The organism is Denitratisoma sp. agr-D3 (assembly GCF_054658675.1).
Genome location: NZ_BAAGIA010000001.1, coordinates 301161 through 315000, shown reverse-complemented (window position 1 = coordinate 315000; position 13840 = coordinate 301161). Strand labels below are relative to the sequence as shown.

The 13840-nt window shown below is 62.0% G+C and carries 17 protein-coding genes (1 of these 17 running past the window's edge); 6 read left to right on the top strand and 11 right to left on the bottom strand.

Annotation, left to right across the window (positions count from 1 at the left end; translation table 11 throughout):
* Window positions 1-434 carry the 5' portion of a tyrosine--tRNA ligase gene (tyrS, locus tag ACYQ2U_RS01525; RefSeq protein WP_459948572.1) on the bottom strand. The gene continues 754 nt to the left of window position 1, outside the view, so only the first 434 of its 1188 coding nucleotides appear in the window; it begins with the start codon at window positions 432-434; its stop codon lies off the left edge, out of view.
* Between the two features lie 185 nt (window positions 435-619).
* Here tyrS and ACYQ2U_RS01520 point away from each other — a divergent pair, with 185 nt between their 5' ends.
* Together ACYQ2U_RS01520 and ACYQ2U_RS01515 are read left to right on the top strand one after the other, a co-directional pair.
* Window positions 620-1852, top strand: a complete 1233-nt coding sequence (locus tag ACYQ2U_RS01520) for a peptidoglycan DD-metalloendopeptidase family protein (protein WP_459948571.1) — start codon at window positions 620-622, stop codon at window positions 1850-1852.
* A gap of 5 nt (window positions 1853-1857) precedes the next feature.
* Entirely contained in the window at window positions 1858-2952 is a 1095-nt protein-coding gene (locus tag ACYQ2U_RS01515) for an anhydro-N-acetylmuramic acid kinase (protein ID WP_459948570.1), read from the top strand.
* A gap of 64 nt (window positions 2953-3016) precedes the next feature.
* Here ACYQ2U_RS01515 and erpA read toward each other — a convergent pair whose 3' ends face one another.
* The 6 genes from erpA to rplM form a co-directional block, all read right to left on the bottom strand.
* A complete protein-coding gene (gene erpA, locus ACYQ2U_RS01510; RefSeq protein WP_459948569.1) occupies window positions 3017-3367 on the bottom strand; it encodes an iron-sulfur cluster insertion protein ErpA in 351 nt (116 codons plus the stop codon).
* Window positions 3368-3411: 44 nt separating this feature from the next.
* Window positions 3412-3813 (bottom strand): bactofilin family protein, encoded by a 402-nt coding sequence (locus ACYQ2U_RS01505; protein WP_459948568.1) that lies wholly within the window; start codon window positions 3811-3813, stop codon window positions 3412-3414.
* 44 nt (window positions 3814-3857) lie between these two features.
* Window positions 3858-4583 carry a DUF6776 family protein gene (locus tag ACYQ2U_RS01500; protein WP_459948567.1) on the bottom strand — a complete coding sequence of 242 codons (726 nt, stop codon included), beginning with the start codon at window positions 4581-4583 and terminating at the stop codon, window positions 3858-3860.
* Window positions 4580-5608, bottom strand: coding sequence for an N-acetyl-gamma-glutamyl-phosphate reductase (argC, locus tag ACYQ2U_RS01495; protein WP_459948566.1), 1029 nt, complete (start codon window positions 5606-5608; stop codon window positions 4580-4582). The genes ACYQ2U_RS01500 and argC overlap by 4 nt, the downstream gene beginning before the upstream one ends.
* 115 nt (window positions 5609-5723) lie before the next feature.
* Window positions 5724-6116 (bottom strand): 30S ribosomal protein S9, encoded by a 393-nt coding sequence (rpsI, locus tag ACYQ2U_RS01490; RefSeq protein WP_459948565.1) that lies wholly within the window; start codon window positions 6114-6116, stop codon window positions 5724-5726.
* 9 nt (window positions 6117-6125) lie between these two features.
* The gene (rplM, locus tag ACYQ2U_RS01485; RefSeq protein WP_459948564.1) at window positions 6126-6554 is read right to left on the bottom strand and encodes a 50S ribosomal protein L13; all 429 of its coding nucleotides are present in this window, start codon (window positions 6552-6554) and stop codon (window positions 6126-6128) included.
* 379 nt (window positions 6555-6933) lie between these two features.
* Here rplM and ACYQ2U_RS01480 point away from each other — a divergent pair, with 379 nt between their 5' ends.
* Complete coding sequence (locus tag ACYQ2U_RS01480; protein ID WP_459948563.1) at window positions 6934-7350, top strand: OsmC family protein; 417 nt, start codon at window positions 6934-6936, stop codon at window positions 7348-7350.
* A gap of 11 nt (window positions 7351-7361) precedes the next feature.
* Here the strand turns inward: ACYQ2U_RS01480 and coq7 are convergent, their stop codons facing one another.
* Genes coq7 through ACYQ2U_RS01465 form a run of 3 tightly spaced genes read right to left on the bottom strand, consistent with a single transcriptional unit; the run spans window position 7362 to window position 9074 of the window.
* Complete coding sequence (gene coq7, locus ACYQ2U_RS01475; RefSeq protein ID WP_459948562.1) at window positions 7362-7979, bottom strand: 2-polyprenyl-3-methyl-6-methoxy-1,4-benzoquinone monooxygenase; 618 nt, start codon at window positions 7977-7979, stop codon at window positions 7362-7364.
* Window positions 7980-7995: 16 nt separating this feature from the next.
* Window positions 7996-8532 (bottom strand): CNP1-like family protein, encoded by a 537-nt coding sequence (locus tag ACYQ2U_RS01470; RefSeq protein ID WP_459948561.1) that lies wholly within the window; start codon window positions 8530-8532, stop codon window positions 7996-7998.
* Window positions 8529-9074 (bottom strand): RNA pyrophosphohydrolase, encoded by a 546-nt coding sequence (locus tag ACYQ2U_RS01465; protein WP_459948560.1) that lies wholly within the window; start codon window positions 9072-9074, stop codon window positions 8529-8531. Before ACYQ2U_RS01465 ends, ACYQ2U_RS01470 begins: the two co-directional genes overlap by 4 nt.
* Before the next feature lie 116 nt (window positions 9075-9190).
* Between ACYQ2U_RS01465 and ACYQ2U_RS01460 the strand changes: the two genes are divergently transcribed.
* The 3 genes from ACYQ2U_RS01460 (at window position 9191) to ACYQ2U_RS01450 (ending at window position 12247) form a co-directional block, all read left to right on the top strand.
* Complete coding sequence (locus ACYQ2U_RS01460; RefSeq protein WP_459948559.1) at window positions 9191-10903, top strand: proline--tRNA ligase; 1713 nt, start codon at window positions 9191-9193, stop codon at window positions 10901-10903.
* Window positions 10894-11514, top strand: a complete 621-nt coding sequence (locus ACYQ2U_RS01455) for a lytic transglycosylase domain-containing protein (RefSeq protein ID WP_459948558.1) — start codon at window positions 10894-10896, stop codon at window positions 11512-11514. The genes ACYQ2U_RS01460 and ACYQ2U_RS01455 overlap by 10 nt, the downstream gene beginning before the upstream one ends.
* 133 nt (window positions 11515-11647) lie before the next feature.
* Window positions 11648-12247 carry a CBS domain-containing protein gene (locus tag ACYQ2U_RS01450; protein ID WP_459948557.1) on the top strand — a complete coding sequence of 200 codons (600 nt, stop codon included), beginning with the start codon at window positions 11648-11650 and terminating at the stop codon, window positions 12245-12247.
* A 192-nt stretch (window positions 12248-12439) separates the two neighbouring features.
* Here the strand turns inward: ACYQ2U_RS01450 and ffh are convergent, their stop codons facing one another.
* Window positions 12440-13795, bottom strand: coding sequence for a signal recognition particle protein (gene ffh, locus ACYQ2U_RS01445; RefSeq protein WP_459948556.1), 1356 nt, complete (start codon window positions 13793-13795; stop codon window positions 12440-12442).
* Window positions 13796-13840 lie beyond the last annotated feature (45 nt).

Sequence of the window (13840 nt, the reverse complement as noted above, 5' to 3'; positions counted from 1 at the left end):
CGCGCCACGGTGTGGTGGGCGGCCAACTTGATCATCCCGGCCGCGCCGAATTGATCGAACCAGGCGGAGTTGAAGCACACCTCAGTCTTTTCCGGGTCGAGGATTTTGAACACCTGCTCGCGATAAGTCTGGGCGTTCTGGAGGATCTGCTCCTTGGACAGGGGCGGTCGCGTGGCATTCTTGCCGGTCGGATCACCGATCATCCCGGTGAAGTCGCCAATCAGGAACATGATGTGGTGCCCCAGCTCCTGGAAGTGCCGCATCTTATTGATCAGGACCGTATGGCCAAGGTGCAGGTCCGGTGCCGTCGGGTCGAAGCCGGCCTTGATCCGCAGCGGGCGCCCGGTTTTCAGCTTCTCGACCAGGTCAGCCTCGATCAGCAGCTCTTCGGCACCGCGCTTGATGAGTGCAAGTTGGGTTTGGATGTCGCTCATTTTCGTTCCGATAGCGTGTTTTTCGCCCATGTTAAACTCGGGCGATCTCATCGTCGTCCGACTAGCGCATGGACCATCAAAAGAGCCGGATTCTAACGCAGCCCTCCTCGCCTTCCTCGGTGAGGCCCCTACGCCCCAAGCACGCATGGCTTTTGGGTGGTGTTGCCACCGTTGGTCTGTTCGCCATGGTTACCGCCTTTGGCACCTCGCCCACGACCCAAACCGAACATGTTCAGCAACGGGATTACGCGGAAACCCTCAGCCTTTCTTTTACCCCCCTCGACAGCGACAATCAGCCCCAGCCTCAAAGCTTCGTCCGCGAGGAACGGGTGCGCCCCGGGGATACGGTAGCTACCCTATTCAAACGGCTCGGCATCGAAGACGATGGACTGCTGCCCAAACTCCAATCCCAGCCCGAGGCTGGACTGCTGTTTCGCCAACTCTCTCCCGGTAAATTACTGAGCGCCCGCGTCGACGACAACGGCCAACTGATCGCGCTGACCTTTCCCCTCAACGGCGCAGGCGATCAGGTACTACAAATCACGGCCAGCCCGACAGGCTACCGGATCTTTACCCAAACCTTGCCCCTGGAAAACCAGGTCCAAGTCAAGTCCGCCGAAATTCGCTATTCCTTGTTCGGCGCCACGGATAGCGCCGGCATCCCCGACGCCATCGCCACCCAGCTCGCCGACGTCTTCGGCGGCGACATCGATTTCCATCGGGACCTGCGCAAGGGCGATCGGTTTTCTGTCGTCTACGAAACGCAAAACTACCAAGGCCGTCTCATCAAGCCGGGGAAGATCCTGGCGGCGGAATTCATCAACGACGGCAAACGCTATCGCGCCCTTTGGTTCGATGGCGGCAACGGCAAGGGCGGCTACTACAGCCCCGACGGGAAAAGCCTGCGCAAAGCCTTTCTGCGCTCCCCTCTGGAGTTCTCTCGCGTGACATCGGGCTTCTCCTCCGCCCGCTTCCATCCGGTCCTGCAAACCTGGCGTGCCCACAAGGGCGTTGACTACGGCGCCCCCATTGGCACCCGCGTACGCGCCACCAGCGACGGCGTGGTCGAATTCATCGGGGTACAAGGCGGGTACGGCAAGGTCGTCGTCCTCCGCCACCAAGGACGCTACTCCACCCTCTACGGCCATCTGTCCGCTTTTGCTGCCGGCCTGCGCCAGGGTAGTCGTGTCAGCCAGGGGGACACCATCGCCTACACCGGGATGAGTGGCCTGGCCAGCGGCCCCCATCTGCACTACGAATTCCGCGTCGATGGCGTACACCAAAACCCCTTGACGGTTGCCCTACCGGGCGCCCCCGTCCTCACGCCCCAGCAGAAAACCGCACTATTACAGCTTGCCGCGCCCAGACTCGACTTGCTTTCGCAAACCAGCGGCAGTAACACCGCAGCCCTCGACTGAACACCATGGGCACTGAGCTGTTCATTGGACTGATGTCCGGCACCAGCCTGGACGGCGTTGATGCCGTCCTGGTGGAGTTTTCCGCTCAGGGGCAGCGCACCCTGGAAACCAGTTATCTGCCTTACCATGCGCAGTTGCGCCAGGAAATACTGGCCCTGAGCAGCTCCGGCCACGACGAGTTGCACCGTACCGCGCGCCTGGCCCAGCACTTGGCCGAGTTGTATGCCAAGGCGACCACCCAATTACTTGCACAACACGGCCTGCCCGCTTCGGCGATCACGGCCATCGGCTGCCACGGCCAGACCCTGCGCCATCGCCCGGACGCCGGCTACAGCCTACAAGTGAACAACCCGGCACTATTGGCTGAGCTGACCGGCATTGCCGTCATTGCTGATTTCCGCAGTCGTGACATCGCCGCCAGCGGCCAGGGCGCGCCCCTGGTTCCCGCATTTCACGCGGCCCTGTTCCAAGATGAGCGACGCCACCGCGTACTGTTGAATCTCGGTGGCATCGCCAACCTGACCAATCTGCGCCCAGGACAGCCGGTTCAGGGCTTCGACTGCGGCCCCGCCAACATCTTGCTGGATGCCTGGATTGAGGGCCATCTGGGTAAGCCCTACGATGAAGACGGCCGTTGGGCCGCGACCGGCACCGTCTTGCCGGCCTTGCTGAAAACTTTGCTGACCCATCCATTCTTCAGCAACCAACCACCCAAGAGCTGTGGCCGGGAAGAATTCAACCTCGCCTGGCTTCAGGGCCATCTCTCCGGTCAGGAAAAACCCGAGGACGTACAGGCCACACTGCTCCATTTGACGGCGCAATCCGCCGCCAACGCCGTGCACCACTGGTGCGGCGAGCCAGATGAATTGTTTGTCTGCGGCGGCGGTGCCCATAACCAGACCCTTCTGGAACAATTGGGCCAACTGTTACCCGGCGCGTCCATTGCGAGCACGGAATCCCTGGGCATCCCCCCGGATTGGGTGGAAGCCGTCGCCTTTGCCTGGCTCGCTCGTCAGCACACCCACCACCAACCGGGCAATCTGCCGGAGGTCACCGGCGCCCGTGGTCGACGGATCTTGGGAGCCTGCTACCCCGCGTGATTCGTCGCCAGTAGCAACGACAAGGGGCGCCGCGGCGCCCCTTGTCGTTGGTAGTCCGACAGTTTTATACGGAAAAGGAAGAACCGCAGCCGCAGGTGCTCGTGGCGTTGGGATTCTTGATCACGAACTGGGAACCTTCCAGGCTTTCGGTGTAATCGATTTCGGCGCCGACCAGATATTGGTAGCTCATGGGATCGATGAGCAAGGTCACGCCGTCCTTGACCAGGGCGGTATCGTCATCGTTTTTCACTTCGTCGAAAGTGAAGCCGTATTGGAAACCGGAGCAACCGCCCCCGGTCACGAATACCCGCAGCTTCAGCTCGGGGTTACCCTCTTCGGCGATCAAATCCTTCACCTTGGCGACGGCACTATCGGTAAACACGAAGGGGCTCGGGGTCTCGGTGGGAGCATTCATTTCGTTCTCCTTTCTTAATCAAATCATGCGGCCTAAACCGCCTCTCAGTTGGTGCTCGCGAGTTTCAACTCGACGGATTTTGAAATCTGGCCTTGATGGATCAAGCGCCCCTGAACCACGGCGCCCAGATGAATTTCGATGGTGCCATACTCCACATCGCCTGTGACCCTGGCCTTGGGTTGCAGTTCCAACAACTCGCTGGCGTGCAGCGGGCCGATGACCGTGCCGTTGATCACCAGGTGGGAGACGTTGATCTCGCCCTCAATCCGGGCGTGCTCGCTGATGACCAGGGTGCTCGGCTGGTCGCCGGCAGCTTGGACATTGCCTTTGATCTCGCCGTCCACGCGCAGGCCGCCGCTAAAAGTCACATCGCCCACCACTTTGGTTCCGGCGCCGATCAGGCAGTCGATCCGGCCCTGGGGCTTTGGCTTCTTGGAAGAGAACATGGGGTCTCCTTTGACTAATGCAAGGCCGGACCGAAACCCGGCGTCTACAGATGCGTTTTGGTCGAAGCCTGCACTGCGCCGCCCACCAGCAAACGCGCTTCCACTTCCGTCACTCTCACGCCATCCGGTACCTGAAAGCTTCCGCTATGGCGCAGGAAGCGGCGAAAACTGACTCGGGTTTCCTTTTCGCCAGCACGCGGGAATGTCAGCATAACAGGTTTGTCGCCTTGAAGCCCAGTGACGCCGATCTGCACCGTACCGGCCAGTTCCCGATCCCCCTGGCTGCTGCCGGCCGTCAACAGCACCCGATAGCGGTAACTGCCGGCGCCGTTGCTTTCCACCGACAGGCGTGACATGCCTGTCACCGCCATTTTCGCCGACCCGCTGGCCAGGCTCTCGAACACCGCCAACTCTTCCTTGAGCTGGCCGTTTTCCGCCTCCAGCCGTCGGGTCTGCTCTGTTAATCGCTCCTGGGCCGTCTGCTCTATCTGCAACCGGCTTTCGCTAGCGTTCGAAACCCTTCTCAGCTCCTGGTTTTCTTCCCTGAGCCGCGCCAGCTCGCTCTTGATTGTCGTCAGCTCCTGTTCGCTGCGATCCCACTCGAACCCAGCCAGGCTGCGACCGGCATCATAAACCCACCGCGCCAGGACAAGCGCCACGGCAAGGATAAGGACGGCCGCCAAGGCCCGCCAATACCAGGGCACATGGGGCCGAATAGCGAGACGCGGGGCCGAAATGCCGAAGCGCGCGCGCCAGCGCTTCCACTTCATGGCAGAACGGGAATCTGGGTCAGGCCCGCAGACTCGTCGAAACCGAACATGATGTTCATGTTTTGCACCGCTTGCCCGGCGGCCCCCTTCACCAGATTGTCGATCACCGACAGGACGACCACGGTATCCCCCCCCTGGGGCCGGTGCACGGCGATACGGCATAGATTCGCCGCCCTGACGGAACGGGTTTCGGGATGGGACTTGGCGGGCAGGACATCGACGAAGGGCTCGGCGGCATAGCGCTGTTCAAACAGGGCTTGCAGATCCACTTCCTTGGTGAGGCGGGCATAGAGCGTCGCATGAATGCCGCGGATCATGGGAGTCAGGTGAGGTACGAAAGTGAGTCCCACCGGTTGCCCCGCAGCTCGGGCCAAGCCCTGGCGAATTTCCGGCAGGTGCCGATGACCGGGGACACCGTAGGCCTTGAAATTGTCGCCGGCCTCGGAAAACAGGATCCCCACTTCCGCCTTGCGACCGGCACCGGACACCCCCGATTTGGTATCGGCGATCAGATGGTCGAGCGCAATGCAGCCAGCTTCCACCAGGGGCAGGAAACCCAGTTGCGTGGCCGTGGGATAGCAGCCGGGGTTGGCCACCAATCGGGCGCCGCGGATCTTGTCCCGATTGACCTCGGGCAGGCCATACACTGCCTCCGCCACCAGGGCCGGGCTCGCGTGGCTCATGCCGTACCATTTTTCCCACTCCGCCACGTCGCTGATGCGGAAATCGGCGGCCAAATCGATCACCTTGACCCCTGCATCCAACAGCGCCTGGGCCTGTTGCATGGCGATGCCATTGGGCGTCGCAAAAAACACCAGATCGCATTGGTCCAAATGGGAGGCTGCCGGATCGGTGAATTGAACACCGACACGGCCGCGCAGGCTGGGGAACATATCGGCCACGGCAGTACCCGCCTCGCCACGCGAGGTCACCGCCGTCAGTTCCACATGGGGATGCTGTGCCAGCAGGCGCAACAACTCGACCCCGGTATATCCCGTCCCTCCGACCACTCCGACTTTGATCATCACCGACTCCACATTCACTGCGAAACAAACCGGGAATCTTATCAGCCCGGCGCACCTTCACCGCCAAAAGCAAAAAGCCGCCCGGAGGCGGCTTTTCGTGCAGGGACTCCGAGAATTAACGCTTGGAGAATTGCTTGCGACGGCGAGCACCGTGCAGACCGACCTTCTTCCGTTCCACTTCACGGGCATCGCGAGTCACGAAGCCGGCGTTGGACAGGGAGGACTTCAGGGCGGCATCGTATTCGATCAGGGCGCGGGTGATACCGTGACGAACGGCACCGGCCTGACCGGACTCACCACCACCGGTCACATTGACCATGATGTCGAAAGTACTGACGTGCTGCACCAGTTCCAGGGGCTGACGCACCACCATACGACCGGTTTCGCGGGAGAAGAACTCATCCACGGGCTTGTCATTGACGGTGATCTTGCCGGAACCCGGCTTCATGAACACGCGGGCGACAGCAGTCTTGCGACGGCCGGTGCCATAGAAATAATTGGTCGCCATGTCGATTCCTTAGATATCCAGGGTCTTGGGCTGCTGGGCGCTATGGGGATGAGCGCTACCAGCATAAGACTTGAGCTTCTTCAGCATGGCGTAACCCAGGGGACCCTTGGGCAGCATACCCTTCACGGCCTTTTCCAGAATGCGGCCGGGGAAGCGCTGTTGCAGCTTGGTGAAATTGGTTTCGTAGATACCGCCGGGGTAACCGGAGTGGCGGTAGTACTTCTTGTCCTGCGCCTTGGCACCAGTCACGCGCAGTTTTTCCACATTCACGACGACGATGTAATCGCCGGTATCAACGTGGGGGGTGTATTCAGCCTTGTGCTTACCGCGCAGGCGGTGAGCGATTTCGGAAGCCAGCCGGCCCAGAACCTTGTCCGTCGCATCAACGACGAACCAGTCCCGCTTGACCTCATGCGGCTTGGCAGAAAAGGTTTTCATGGAAGAGTCCCTGTCTCAAACGCTCCCACAGAAAAGGGGGAGCAAACGCAGAAAAGCCGCGCATTCTATTTCACGACTTTCCCCATGTCAAACATGCGCCAAAAAAAACGCAACCCGAGAGTGGGTTGCGTGAATCCACACCAATTGGAGGAGGGTGGAGGAGACAACGGCGGGATGAAGGAGCAACTACCTACGCTTCATCGACCATGGATCGCATGGTACTCCTCGATTTTTCATATTGCAATAGGCAATTTCACATTAAGAAACAAGCTAACCCAAACTCCACGGCCAGAGACGGCCGGCCCGGTGGCAAGCCCGCTTACAATCGCAGGTCTTCTTCATCCCCTATTCATCACATTACGGACGACAGGTCGCAATCATGGAATGCACAGTACGTTGGCACGATGGCATGAGCTTTATCGCGGAAACAGGCAGCGGTCACTTGATCGCCATGGACGGCCCCCCGGACGCGGGCGGACGCAACCTGGCGCCACGTCCCATGGAAACCGTCCTGGCCGGCACCGGTGGTTGCACGGCTTTTGACGTGGTGATGATCCTCAAGAAAAGTCGTCAAGAAGTGACGGATTGCAGCGTCAAGCTGAGCGCCGAGCGGGCCGATAGCGATCCGAAGGTCTTCACCCGGATCAACATGCACTTCGTGGTCAGCGGCAAGGGTCTCAAGACCGACGCGGTGGAAAGGGCGATCAAATTGTCGGCCGAAAAATATTGCTCGGCTTCCATCATGCTCGGCAAAACCGCCGAGATCAGCCACAGCTTCGAAATCGTCGAGGTCTGACCGAACGGCGACTAGATGTAATAGGCCGTACCGGTCATGACCTTGGCCATGCCGCGCATGGCCAATTTGACCGGCAGCGGCAAGTCCCGCGCGCCGTAGGCAAGGGCGGTTTCGGCATGGGACCGCTCATCCTCCTGCATCTGCGCCACCACCTCCCGGGAGCGGAGATCCTGATCGGGCAGGGATGTCAGATGGCCCGCAAGATGGCTTTCCACCTGGCGTTCCGTTTCCGCCAGGAAGCCCAGATTCCAATCGTCCCCCAAGATTCCGGCAGCCACGCCGATAGCCAGCGACCCGGCATACCAGAGAGGGTTGAGCAGGCTCTTGCGCCCCCCCAGCTCCTCAATCCGCGCTTCCGTCCAATTGAGGTGCTCGGTTTCCTGCCAGGCCGCGTGCTCCATGGTTTCCCGGATCGCCGGATCGCGGGAAGTTAAGGCCTGGCCCTGGTACAGGGCCTGGGCGCAGATTTCCCCGCAGTGATTGACTCGCATCAGCGCCACCGCATGGCGTTTTTCGGCTTCACTGAGGGATGCTTCCGGCAGGTCGGCGCCGGGACGGGCACGGCGCGTCGGCGCCGGGGCAAACACCGCCCGCAGCGCCTTGTCGAACTCAACGATCAACCGATCCATGGTGTTCCCGGAAAGGCTAGCGCTGGGGGCCGCGCTTGAGGACGGCAATGCCTTCCGCCTGATCGCGGATCATGCCTTGGGTACAGAAGTACTCTGCGCGCAAGGCGGCATGGTGGCGATTGATAGGCTTGTTCTCGATGGGCTTCCATTGCGGATTGCGCGATTGCGCCCAAGTGCCATCGTTCCTGCCCAGACCGTAGACCTTGACTTCCCCGGTATCGCAGCGGATGCCCTCGTAGGTCACGTTGGTCGCGCCGCCAGAAGTCTGGATCACCAGGGTATAGCGGACCACACCGTCCTCGCTGGGAGCAATGGAGGTCTTGTCGATGAAAAACCGGTTGCTGGCGACGGCAGCCACGTAAAACTCCAGCAGATCCGCCTCCTTGGGAAAGGGGGGCAAGGCCACCGTTTTTTCAGTCCAGGGCCCCTCGTCAGGCAGGTCGTTACTGCGCCAGCTGTTCGGGTCGCCGTTCACGCTAGTCACTTGGGCCAGCGTCGGTATGGCCATGGTAGCGACCAGCGCCCCCAGGAAGATACGGGTTGCGACCTTCATTGCTGCTGGGCCTGTTGGTCAGCGACCAGGCTGGACTCCGACGTCCAGCGCGGCACTCGGTCCGCCGGATCATGGAAGACATGGCGCGCCAACTCGGTGAGGGCCGAGGCATAGACCTGACGCTTGAATTCGATCACCGCATCAAGGGGAATCCAGAAGTCATTCCAGCGCCAAGCGTCGAACTCGGGTTGTTCGGTGGCACGCAGGTTGATGTCCGCGTCGCGACCAACCAAGCGCAGCAGGAACCAGATCTGCTTCTGCCCCTTGTAGGTGCTGCGCCACTCACGGCGAATCCACTGCTTGGGCACCTCGTAGCGCAGCCAGTCGCGGGTACGGCCAAGAATGCGGACATGCTCCGGCTTCAGCCCGATTTCCTCGTGCAGTTCGCGGAACATGGCCTCCTCGGGCGACTCGCCCTTCTTGATGCCCCCTTGGGGGAACTGCCATGAATGCTCGCGGATGCGCTTGCCCCAGAAAACCTGATTGTGGCTGTTGGTCAGAACAATGCCGACGTTCGGGCGAAATCCTTCCCGGTCGAGCATGATGAAACCTTTGAATGTTGAATTGGACCCAATTCTTTCATAAACGCCCCGCCGGGGAAAGCAGTGCGGCTTCGGTAAAATCCGCCCTCTTCTGAAATTCACTCCCGGACTTCGCCATGCGCGCTACCCAGTTTTTCATTTCCACCCTGAAAGAAGCTCCTTCCGACGCCGAAATCGTCTCCCATAAGCTCATGATGCGGGCCGGTTTGATCCGTCGCCTGGCCGGCGGCATCTATAACTGGACCCCCATGGGGCTGCGGGTACTGCGCAAGGTGGAAGGCATCGTGCGGGAGGAAATGAACCGGGCCGGCGCCCTGGAAATGCTCATGCCCGCCGTGCAACCCTTTGAACTGTGGGAAGAATCCGGTCGCGGACCGAAATACGGCCCCGAGCTGCTGCGCTTCAAGGACCGCCACCAGCGCGACTTCGTCATCGGTCCCACCCACGAGGAAGTCATCACCGACTTCGTGCGCAAGGAAGTCCGCAGCTACCGCCAACTGCCCCGGCACTTCTACCAAATTCAAAGCAAGTTCCGCGACGAGATTCGCCCCCGTTTCGGCGTCATGCGCGGTCGTGAGTTCCTGATGAAGGACGGCTACTCCTTCCACACCAGCTACGCCGACCTGGAGCGGGAATACCGCAACATGTACGACACCTATCACCGCATCTTCAGCCGTTTGGGCCTGCTGTTCCGCGCCGTGGCGGCGGATACGGGCTCCATTGGCGGTACTGGCTCCCATGAATTCCACGTCATTGCCGACACCGGCGAAGACGACATCGCTTACTGCCCCGACTCCGACTACGCCGCCAACGTGGAACTGGCCGAAGCCCTGGCACCGACCACAGGCCGTGGCACCGCCAGCCAAGCCCTGGAAAAGAAGGCCACGCCTGGCAAGACCAAGTGCGAAGACGTGGCCGCCTTCCTCGGCATTCAGCTCACCCAAATGGTCAAGGCCGTGGCCGTCATGGCGGGGGAAGAAAATCCCGCCTTCGTCCTGTTGCTGCTGCGGGGCGACCATGAACTGAACGAAATCAAGGCCGCCAAGATCGTGGGCGAGTTCCGCTTTGCCAAGGATGAGGAAATTGTCGAAGCCCTGGGTTGCAAGCCCGGTTACATCGGCCCCGTGGCGATCAAGCAAGGCATCCGCGTGGTGGCGGATCGCACCGTGGCGGCCATGGCCGACTTCACCTGCGGCGCCAACGAAGAAGGCTTCCACCTGAGCGGCGTGAATTTTGGCCGCGACCTGCCGGAACCCGAAGTGGCCGACCTCCGAAACGTCGTCAGCGGCGACCCCAGCCCCGACGGCAAGGGCGCCCTGGCCCTGTGCCGTGGCATTGAAGTGGGTCACATCTTCCAACTGCGCACCAAGTACGCCGAGGCCCTCAATTGCAAGTTCCTCGACGAACAGGGCAAGGAACAGGTCATGGAAATGGGCTGTTACGGCATTGGCGTCTCCCGCATTGTCGGTGCCGCCATCGAGCAGAACCACGACGACAAGGGCATCATCTTCCCCACCGCCATTGCGCCCTTCAGCGTGGTCATCGTCCCCATGGGCTACGGCAAGTCCAACGCCGTGCGCCAAGCGGCTGATCAACTGCTGGCCGACCTGCAAGCCGCGGGCATCGACGCCCTGCTGGACGACCGGGACGAGCGCCCCGGCTCCATGTTTGCCGACTGGGAACTGATCGGCGTGCCCCACCGCCTGGTGGTGGGCGAACGGGGCCTGAAGGAAGGCCAGATCGAGTACAAGGGCCGGCGTGACGCCGAACCCACCATGCTCGCCCAGGATGGCGTCGTGGCCGCCCTGCAACAAATGCTGTGCGCCTGAGCGGACGACTGATCGCCCTCCTTCTGGCCGGGGCCCTGGGCTCGGGCCAGGCCCTGGCCGGGGCCCAGAAGTACGAGCCCCTGGCCGCCAGCGTTCAAGCGGCCCTGTCCCGCATCATCGCCGACCAAAAACCCCCCGCCAGTTCCTTCAAGAACCCGCTGGAAGCCGTGGATTGGCTGACGGAAATGTCCCGTCGGCTGGAAAAACGCCTGCCGGACCGGGAGTACCGGCTCGACTTCCTCCGCTCCGTGCACTACGAGGCCACCCGGGCCGGCCTTGATCCCCAATTGGTACTGGGCCTGATTCAGGTGGAAAGCGGCTTCCGCAAGTACGCCGTGTCCGGGGCCGGTGCCCGGGGCTACATGCAGGTGATGCCCTTTTGGGTCAAGCTGATTGGCCGCAGCGACGACAGCCTGTTCGAAATGCGGACCAATCTGCGCTACGGCTGCACCATCCTGCGCCACTACCTGGACATCGAGAATGGCGACCTGTTCCGCGCCCTGGGCCGCTACAACGGCAGCCTCGGCCAGGCCGAATATCCGAACCTGGTGCGCGGCGCCTGGGAAAAAAGCTGGGGCTGGGGGCCGCGGGTGATCGAGGCCCGCCCCTAGGCCCCGGTCGCCTAGAACAAAAGTACAACACCCGCCCCCCCTGTTCGGCCCTCGCCCGCCCCTGGTAGTCCGCTTCCCGGAGGTATGATGGTTTCGCTGTGAAAGAAGAACCACATCAAACGAGGAGACAAAAATGCAGCAAGAAAGCGCTTATCGCCCCCTGCGCCAAACCCCCGTGGCCCCCGCCGGCTGCTACGTGCTGGAGGCCTTCAATCCGCCGCCCGTCACCGCCGACTCGCCGGCCGAGCGGGTCATGACTGATCTTTCCCGCTTTCCCTCGGCCACCATCGGCGAGGACGCAAGCCTGGAGGAAGCCAACCAGTCCATGATCCTGCGCGGTGTGCGACTGCTGCTGGTGGCCGGGGCATCCCGCCGCATCGATGGCGTCATCACCTCCGCCGACGTGCTGGGGGAAAAGCCGGTGCTGGTGGCGCAAAACCGCAACATCAAGCGTAGCGAACTGCGGGTGGCGGACATCATGGTGCCCGTTTCGGCCATGGAGGTCCTGCCCCTCGCCGAAGTACGCAAAGCCACGGTGGGCAGCATCGTCGCCACCCTGAAAACCGCCGGTCGCGCCCACGCCCTGGTGGTGGGGGACGGCGCGGACGGCAAGCAAACCCTGCTGGGCGTGTTTTCCGCCTCCCAGATCGCCCGGCAACTGGGCGTGCAAATCCACACCCACGAAATGGCCCGCACCTTCGCCGAAATCGAAGCCCTGATCGCCGGGGTATAAAACCAAAAGGGCGCGAACCGCGCCCTGACCAGTCGCCCCTTCCCTCGGGGAAGGGGTTAGGGGGATAGGTCTCGAATTCCCCTAGGGTTATCGGGCGTTGCCCGATAACCCCTTCCCGCGGGGAAGGGGTTGGGGGATAGGCATGACGGCCCCTTGGGGTTAGCGGGCGCTGCCCGCTAACCCATGTGCGCCTCAGCGCATGCCGGGCATCATGCCTTTCAGGCCGCGCATCATCTTGGCCATGCCGCCCTTGGAGAACTGCTTCATCATCTTCTGGGTCTGCTCGAACTGGTTGAGCAGGCGATTCACTTCCTGCACCTGAACACCGGCGCCGGCGGCGATGCGGCGCTTGCGGTTGGCCTTGATCAGCTCCGGCTTGCTGCGCTCCAGGGGCGTCATGGAGTTGATGATGCCCTCGATGCGGCGCACGGCCTTGTCCTCCACGGCGCCACCGGCTTGTTGCGCCATGGCGCCAAATTGGGCCGGCAGTTTGTCCATCAGGCTGGAAAGGCCGCCCATTTTGCGCATCTGGGAAATCTGGTCCTTGAAATCGTTGAGGTCGAAGCCCTTGCCGGACTTCATTTTCTGCACGAATTCCTTGGCCTTGTCCTGATCGACGTTGCGCTGCGCCTCTTCCACCAGACCGAGAATGTCGCCCATGCCCAGGATGCGGGCGGCCATGCGCTCGGGGTGGAACTCCTCCAGGCCGGTCAGCTTTTCGCCGATACCGGCGAACTTGAGGGGCTTGCCGGTCACGTGACGCACCGACAGGGCCGCGCCGCCACGGGAGTCGCCATCCAGCTTGGTCAGGATGACACCGGTCAGGGGCAGGGCCTCGTTGAAGGCCTTGGCGGTATTGACCGCGTCCTGGCCCAGCATGGCATCCACCACGAACAGGCACTCGACCGGATTGAGCTGGGCGTGGAGCTGCTTGATCTCGGCCATCATGGCCTCGTCGATGGCCAGGCGGCCGGCGGTATCGACGAAGAGCACGTCGTAGTAATGACGCTTGGCCCAGTCCAGGGCGGCGGCGGCGATGTCGGCGGGCTTCTGGCCCGGCGCGGAAGGGAAGAAGTCGATCCCGGCCTGCTCCGACACGGTTTTCAACTGCTCGATGGCGGCGGGGCGATAGACGTCGCAACTGACCGTCAGCACCTTTTTCTTTTGCCGTTCCTTGAGCCACTTGCCCAGCTTGGCGGTGGTGGTGGTCTTACCCGCCCCCTGCAAGCCGGACATGAGGATGATGGCCGGCGGTTGGCTGGCCAGGTTGAGGCCGACCGCCGCGCCGCCCATCAGATCGGCCAACTCCCGGTGCACCACGCCCACCAGGGCCTGGCCCGGCGACAGGGATCCGATCACCTCCTGGCCGACGGCCTTTTCCTTGACCCGGGCGATGAAGTCCTTGACTACGGGAAGGGCGACGTCCGCTTCCAGCAAGGCCATGCGGACTTCCCGCAGCATGTCGGCGATGTTGTCTTCGGTCAGGCGGGCCTGGCCGCGCATGGTCTTGACGACCTTGGCGAGGCGTTGGGTCAGGTTATCGAGCATGGGATGTCCCGGAAACGAGAAAAGCAAGAACGGCCCGGTGCGGGC

What these genes read in the sequence shown, in the direction of transcription:
- ACYQ2U_RS01520 (WP_459948571.1), top strand. Translation starts at nt 620, where the DNA reads ATGGTTACCGCCTTTGGCACCTCGCCCACGACCCAAACCGAACATGTT.
- ACYQ2U_RS01515 (WP_459948570.1), top strand. Translation starts at nt 1,858, where the DNA reads ATGGGCACTGAGCTGTTCATTGGACTGATGTCCGGCACCAGCCTGGAC.
- erpA (WP_459948569.1), bottom strand. Translation starts at nt 3,367, where the DNA reads ATGAATGCTCCCACCGAGACCCCGAGCCCCTTCGTGTTTACCGATAGT.
- ACYQ2U_RS01505 (WP_459948568.1), bottom strand. Translation starts at nt 3,813, where the DNA reads ATGTTCTCTTCCAAGAAGCCAAAGCCCCAGGGCCGGATCGACTGCCTG.
- ACYQ2U_RS01500 (WP_459948567.1), bottom strand. Translation starts at nt 4,583, where the DNA reads ATGAAGTGGAAGCGCTGGCGCGCGCGCTTCGGCATTTCGGCCCCGCGT.
- argC (WP_459948566.1), bottom strand. Translation starts at nt 5,608, where the DNA reads ATGATCAAAGTCGGAGTGGTCGGAGGGACGGGATATACCGGGGTCGAG.
- rpsI (WP_459948565.1), bottom strand. Translation starts at nt 6,116, where the DNA reads ATGGCGACCAATTATTTCTATGGCACCGGCCGTCGCAAGACTGCTGTC.
- rplM (WP_459948564.1), bottom strand. Translation starts at nt 6,554, where the DNA reads ATGAAAACCTTTTCTGCCAAGCCGCATGAGGTCAAGCGGGACTGGTTC.
- ACYQ2U_RS01480 (WP_459948563.1), top strand. Translation starts at nt 6,934, where the DNA reads ATGGAATGCACAGTACGTTGGCACGATGGCATGAGCTTTATCGCGGAA.
- coq7 (WP_459948562.1), bottom strand. Translation starts at nt 7,979, where the DNA reads ATGGATCGGTTGATCGTTGAGTTCGACAAGGCGCTGCGGGCGGTGTTT.
- ACYQ2U_RS01470 (WP_459948561.1), bottom strand. Translation starts at nt 8,532, where the DNA reads ATGAAGGTCGCAACCCGTATCTTCCTGGGGGCGCTGGTCGCTACCATG.
- ACYQ2U_RS01465 (WP_459948560.1), bottom strand. Translation starts at nt 9,074, where the DNA reads ATGCTCGACCGGGAAGGATTTCGCCCGAACGTCGGCATTGTTCTGACC.
- ACYQ2U_RS01460 (WP_459948559.1), top strand. Translation starts at nt 9,191, where the DNA reads ATGCGCGCTACCCAGTTTTTCATTTCCACCCTGAAAGAAGCTCCTTCC.
- ACYQ2U_RS01450 (WP_459948557.1), top strand. Translation starts at nt 11,648, where the DNA reads ATGCAGCAAGAAAGCGCTTATCGCCCCCTGCGCCAAACCCCCGTGGCC.
- ffh (WP_459948556.1), bottom strand. Translation starts at nt 13,795, where the DNA reads ATGCTCGATAACCTGACCCAACGCCTCGCCAAGGTCGTCAAGACCATG.